Origin of the sequence: Actinoallomurus acaciae, from assembly GCF_042429965.1 — a bacterium.
GTDB lineage: Bacteria > Actinomycetota > Actinomycetes > Streptosporangiales > Streptosporangiaceae > Actinoallomurus > Actinoallomurus acaciae.
Map to the genome: position 1 here is coordinate 1 of NZ_JBHLZP010000545.1, position 5,252 is coordinate 5,252.

Sequence of the window (5,252 nt, forward strand, 5' to 3'; positions counted from 1 at the left end):
GGCGTCGCGGAGCCGTTCGGTGGTCTCGGCCAGCGCGGCGTGGAGCGCGAGCACGCCCTGGTTGGTCTGTTCCAGCTCCTGCCGGTGCCAGCCGAGGGCCTCGTGCTGTTCGATGATGAGGTCGAGCAGCGCGGTGTCGTCACCGTGACCGCCGTCGGCGGCGATCGGCGCCGTGGCCGTGCGGTCTCCTCCCCCGCCGCCCACGGTCGCCCGCAGGCGCGAGTCGCCGACGGTCAACGTCAGCCGGTCGCCGGGGTGATGGTCGCGCACCGCCTGCGCGACCGTCGCGAGGAACCCGGGTCGCTCGTCGGCGGCGACGCCGAACCGGCTCATGGCCTCCGCGACGGCCGTCAGGGCGGCCGCCGGGTCGGTGACCGGCCCCTCGTGGATCCGCTGGCTCATCGAGACCCATTCTCCGGTGCCGTCCGGACGACGACAACCGTGGCGTCGTCGTTGCCGCGCAGGGCGTCGCGCCAGATGAGGGCCGCGAGGATCGCCGGATGATGGTGGTCGGCACGCGGATAGTCGGCGAGGTCCCAGCGGCTGGTGATGCCGTCGGTCTGCATGACGAGGACGGCGGGCGCCTGCCAGTCCGCCGAGACGACGCTGTGCGACCGGACGCGGGTGGCGATCTGGGGGCCGTGGCCTGCGCCGAGGATCCCGGGCCGGGAGACGAGCGCCTGATCGGCGCCGGGCCGGAACAGCCGGCCCGTGACGTTCCCCATGCCGGCGAAGCTCAGCCGGCGCGACCAGCCGTCGATCTGGGCGATCGCCGCGGCGGCGCCCCGGGTGACCCGCAGGCCGATGTCGATCTCGCTGAGCAGCCCGGCGGAGTCCAGGGCGGGCTGGCGCTCGAGCAGGTCCAGCGCCGCGCTTCGGGCCTCCGCCGCCTTGACGCCGTGGCCCAGGCCGTCGACGACGCCGACGGTCATGCGGTCGCCGTCCCAGGCCAGCCCGAAACCGTCTCCGACCGCCGACTCGTCCGGGTGCGGACTGATGACGCCGCCGACCTCGACCGGCCCGGAGGGTTCCGCCGCGGCCGGGCCGACACGCGCCAGCGCGACGGTGCCCTGCCCGACCCGGCTGTAGAGGTCGAACTGCGACGCACCGCGACGGCAGGCTCCGAGCCCCGCTCCCAGCGAGGAGTTCGTGGTGAAGCCGTCGGCCAGCGACGCCGCCACGTCCGGAATGCCGGGACCGCGGTCGACCGCGACGAGCTGCACCGCTCCCCGGCCGAAGACGTTGACGAGCAGCCGTCCGCCCACGGCGTGACGCACGAGGTTGGTGGCCAGCTCGGTGGCGAGCAGCTCGCAGGTGGCGAGGTCGTTCGGGTCCAGGCCGGCGGCCAGCGCGGCGGCCGACGCGGCGGCGGCCGCCCCGTGCACCTGGCTGTCGTCGGCCACCGTGACGTCCCACGCCTCGGTGACCATCACGCGGCCGCTCATGAGCCCTCCTTCGTCGGAGGAGAGACCAGGCGCGCGTGTTCTTTGATTCGCTCGCTCATCGCGGCACCCTCGGGGCCGTACGCGACCAGGAGACCGCCGTCACGGTCGTCCCGCCGCCGGGCCTGCTCTCGATGACGAAGTCCTGCATGAGACGGCGCGCGCCGCCGAGGCCCAGGCCCAGGCCGCTGCCGGTGGTGTAGCCGTCGGACAGCGCCGCCTCCACGTCGGCGATGCCCGGCCCGTCGTCGGTGAAGGTCAGCCGGATACCGCGGCCACGGGAGTTCTCCACCACGGTGAGCTCCATGTGCCCTCCGCCGCCGTGCACCAGCGTGTTGCGGGCGAGCTCGCTCGCGGCTGTGACGATCTTCGTCTGCTCGACCAGGCTGAAGCCCGCGGCGACCGCTGCCTCGCGTACGGCCTGGCGCGCCCCGGCGATCTGCACGTCACTGCCGATCTCCAGCCGTGTCACCTCGTCCGGGCTCATCGACCGGCCTGCTCCCGGAACAGCGACATCGCGTCTTCCAGCGAGCGCGCCGTCTCCAGCCCGCGCAGGCTGAGCCCCATCTCCACCAGCGTAATCGCCACGGACGGGCGCATCCCCGCCACCACCGTACGGCCCGCGAGCATGTTCGTCGCCGCCGCGATCTCGGACAGGACGCGGGCGAGGAACGAATCGACGATCTCCACGCCGGAGATCTCGATGACCACGCCGCGGGCGCCGGCGGCGGCCATCTCGGTGAGGTCCCGCTGGAGCGTGAGCGCGGACTCGTCGGTCAGCTCCTGCTGGATGGCGGCGATGAGGATGTCGTCCATCCGCAGGACCGAGACGCGCTCCGCGCCGGTCCCCGCGGTCACCCCTGCCTCGTGACGACGGAGACGCCGGCCTTCTCCAGTGCCCACCTCAGGGCGTCGGCCAGCGTCGCACGCGTGGTGATGTCGCCCAGGTCGATGCCCAGCTGCACGATGGTCTGCGCGATCTGCGGCCGGATGCCGCTGATGACGCACTCGGCGCCCATGAGCCGCACCGCCATCGCGGTCTTCAGCAGGTACTGCGCGACGACGGTGTCGACCATCGGCACGCCGGTGATGTCGAGGATCGCCATTCCGGCGTTCTGGTCGACGATGGCCTCCAGCAGCGCCTCCATCACCACCTGCGTACGGGCGCTGTCCAGAGTGCCGATCAGCGGCACGGCGACCACCCGGTCCCACAGCTTGATGACCGGGGTGGAGAGCTCGAGCAGTTGCTGGCGCTGCCGGTCGATGAGATCGGCGCCCTCGCTCAGCGCGATCTCCATGACCACGACCCGCAGGGTCGCCATGAGCTCCACGGCCGCCAGCGGCACCGCGCCGTCGGCACCCTCCGGCTCGCGGGCGACGATCTCGAGCACGGGACGCCTGAGCTGCGCGACCTCGGCGGTGATCTGCTGGAGGGTGGCGCCGGACCGGGTCCGCGCCGTGATCGTCTGCGCCAGGTGGGGCCGGACCCGTTCGAAGCCCGGCGCGGACGTGTCGTCGAGCCGCTCGTGGCGGGCGACCTCGGCCAGCGCCTGCGCGAGCCGGTGCGCCGCCGCCACGGCCGCGTCACGGCCGGTCGTGTAGACGTTGCGGAAGAGCGGCAGATCCGCCCACTGTTGTGCCACCTGCTCGCCGCGCGCCTCCAGTACCTGCGCCACCGACGCAGCCCCGGACCCGTCTGAACCCACCGAAGTCACCCGCATTCTCCCTGGTCACATGATCGAACCGGCGGAGCCGGCGCCCCCACGCCCGCCTGGATCGGCCCCCGCGGACCTGCCGGAGTCACCCGCCGGCCACGGCCGGAACGGCGTCCCGTATCCAGGATCACGGAAAAAGCTTGCCAAGCGACAATCGTATCGAATCGGCACCTACAACGCGCGTCAGGCCGCGCGGTGGGCCCAGCGTGAGATGCGGCGGCCGATCAGAAGGTAGGCCACGACGGCGCCCAGCGTGTTGAGGATGATGTCGTCGGCGTCGAACGCGCGGCCGGTGATCATCGTGCCCTGAACGGTCTCGATGCAGAGCGAGACGAGCCCGACGGTCAGCAGGATCCGCAGCGGCCCGCGGAAGCGGTTGGACAGGACCGGCAGCAGCACGCCGAGCGGCGCGAGCAGCACGATGTTGCCCCCGATCTCCAGCAGCGCGGCCTTGACGCTCGGCTGGTCGAGGTAGAGCCGGAGTGTCTGCCCGGGATGGGTGTTGTCGTGCACGTACTTACCGGCGCCCGGCTCCGGCCGGAGCGTGAGCCGGCTGGTCACCCAGGCGAAGGCCACGACGCCGACGAGGCCCGCGAGAATCCACAGGCCGCGCACCAGGTACGACGAGAAGGACCGGGTTTTCTTCTTCTTGTTCTTGGTGGCGCCGCCGCGGCGCTTGCCGGTGGAGGGCATGGAGGTCTTCTTCACAGCGGGCCGGCGTCCGGCTCTCCGGGACGAGTCCGTCTTCGACGTGGGCTTCCGGGACTCGGGCGATTGCTTCGTCGTGGACACGCCCTAGCAATCCCCAATCGCGGGCGCCCTATCCGTCCCGGCCGCCTCTGGTTTCGCGTGATCCGTACGTTCCGGCGACGTTTTGACGGTACGCGCTGGTCAGACGAAGGTCTCGTCCAGGAAGCACCAGCGCCAGTCCTCGCCGGGCTCGAAGGAACGGACGACCGGGTGGCCGGCCGTGTCGGCGTGCGCCCGCGCGTGCCGGTTGGGCGAGGAGTCGCAGCAGCCGATATGCCCGCAGCTCAGGCATTCGCGCAGGTGCACCCAGCGGGATCCGGTCCGCAGGCAGTCCTCGCAGCCGGCCGTGGTGGACGGGGTCACGCCGGAGGGCAGCGTGACCACGTGCGGGCAGGTCTCGGACATCGCGCGACCGTCCTCGTACTCGAGCCGGCCCCGGCGGGCCGGCGGCGTTCCCAGCGTCTCATCACGGCCCGCCCCGGCACCAGCGGACTCCCCTCGCGGGTCAGTTCTCCCGCGCGCCCAGCGCCTCCGCCGGGTGGACGGTCAGGGCGAGCCGGCCGGGTATCGCCGTGGCGAGCAGGGCCAGGACCGCCACGGCCGCGACGACTCCCAGGTAGGCGAGCGGCGGGAACGCCGGCCGCGCCGATCCGGTCATCCCGGCGCCGTACGCCGACAGTGTGCCGAGCGCGATGGCGGTGCCCAGCACGACACCGGTCAGCGTCACGCTCAGGGTCTCCAGGCGGAGCATGCGGTGGATCTGACGCCTGGTCGTGCCGACCAGGCGGAGCAGCGCGAACTCCCGGGACCGTTCGGCGGTGGCCATCGCCAGCGTGTTGACGACCGCGATCGCCGTGAAGGCGATGATCAGGCCCATGATCACCAGATTGACCTCGGTGCTGTTCCGCTGTCCCGCCGCCTGGGCGGCCGGCGACATCCGGACCCCGGGGTAGCGGGCGACCGCGCGCCGCAGCGCGTCCGCCGAGCCGCCCGCGACGAGCACCTGCCGTGGGAGCGGGTCGTCGACATGCGCCGCGACGACGTCGTACGGGAGGAGCACGTCGCCGAAGCCCAGCCCGCGACCGTAGATCGCGGCCACCCGCGTACGCAGCGGTGTGCCGTCGCCGAGCGTGACGTTCAACTCGGTGCCGAGGCGGGCGTGCATGTGCCCGGCCGCGGTCGCGCTGACCGCCACGCCGCCCCTCGCCAGCCGGTCGAGCGAGCCGGCGCGCACCCCGGGGTCGATCGTCTCGGTCAGTCCGGCGGGCGTGACTCCTTGCGCGGCGTACCTTCCCCGGCCGACGCGGATCGAGGTGGGCACCATCGCGGTGACCGCGCGTACGCC

At 72.7% G+C, this 5,252-nt stretch carries 7 protein-coding genes and 1 pseudogene; all 8 read right to left on the reverse strand.

All coding sequences use genetic code 11. From position 1 onward, the window contains the following. Positions 1–402 (reverse strand): annotated as a pseudogene (locus ACFFNX_RS41360) (hypothetical protein); the annotation flags it as partial. Beyond that, entirely contained in the window at positions 399–1,445 is a 1,047-nt protein-coding gene (locus ACFFNX_RS41365) for a SpoIIE family protein phosphatase (RefSeq protein ID WP_378211649.1), read from the reverse strand. The pseudogene ACFFNX_RS41360 and the gene ACFFNX_RS41365, both read right to left, overlap by 4 nt. Before the next feature lie 55 nt (positions 1,446–1,500). Continuing rightward, the gene (locus tag ACFFNX_RS41370; RefSeq protein WP_378211650.1) at positions 1,501–1,929 is read right to left on the reverse strand and encodes an anti-sigma regulatory factor; all 429 of its coding nucleotides are present in this window, start codon (positions 1,927–1,929) and stop codon (positions 1,501–1,503) included. Next, entirely contained in the window at positions 1,926–2,300 is a 375-nt protein-coding gene (locus ACFFNX_RS41375; RefSeq protein WP_378211651.1) for an STAS domain-containing protein, read from the reverse strand. Before ACFFNX_RS41375 ends, ACFFNX_RS41370 begins: the two co-directional genes overlap by 4 nt. After that, a complete protein-coding gene (locus ACFFNX_RS41380; RefSeq protein ID WP_378211652.1) occupies positions 2,297–3,118 on the reverse strand; it encodes an STAS domain-containing protein in 822 nt (273 codons plus the stop codon). The genes ACFFNX_RS41375 and ACFFNX_RS41380 overlap by 4 nt, the downstream gene beginning before the upstream one ends. A gap of 222 nt (positions 3,119–3,340) precedes the next feature. Continuing rightward, positions 3,341–3,850: a VanZ family protein gene (locus tag ACFFNX_RS41385; RefSeq protein ID WP_378211653.1), complete on the reverse strand. Its 510-nt coding sequence runs from the start codon at positions 3,848–3,850 to the stop codon at positions 3,341–3,343. Between the two features lie 198 nt (positions 3,851–4,048). Further along, a complete protein-coding gene (locus tag ACFFNX_RS41390) occupies positions 4,049–4,312 on the reverse strand; it encodes a UBP-type zinc finger domain-containing protein (protein ID WP_378211654.1) in 264 nt (87 codons plus the stop codon). A 100-nt stretch (positions 4,313–4,412) separates the two neighbouring features. After that, a partial coding sequence (locus tag ACFFNX_RS41395) for an ABC transporter permease (protein ID WP_378211655.1) occupies positions 4,413–5,252 on the reverse strand: 840 nt, incomplete at its 5' end.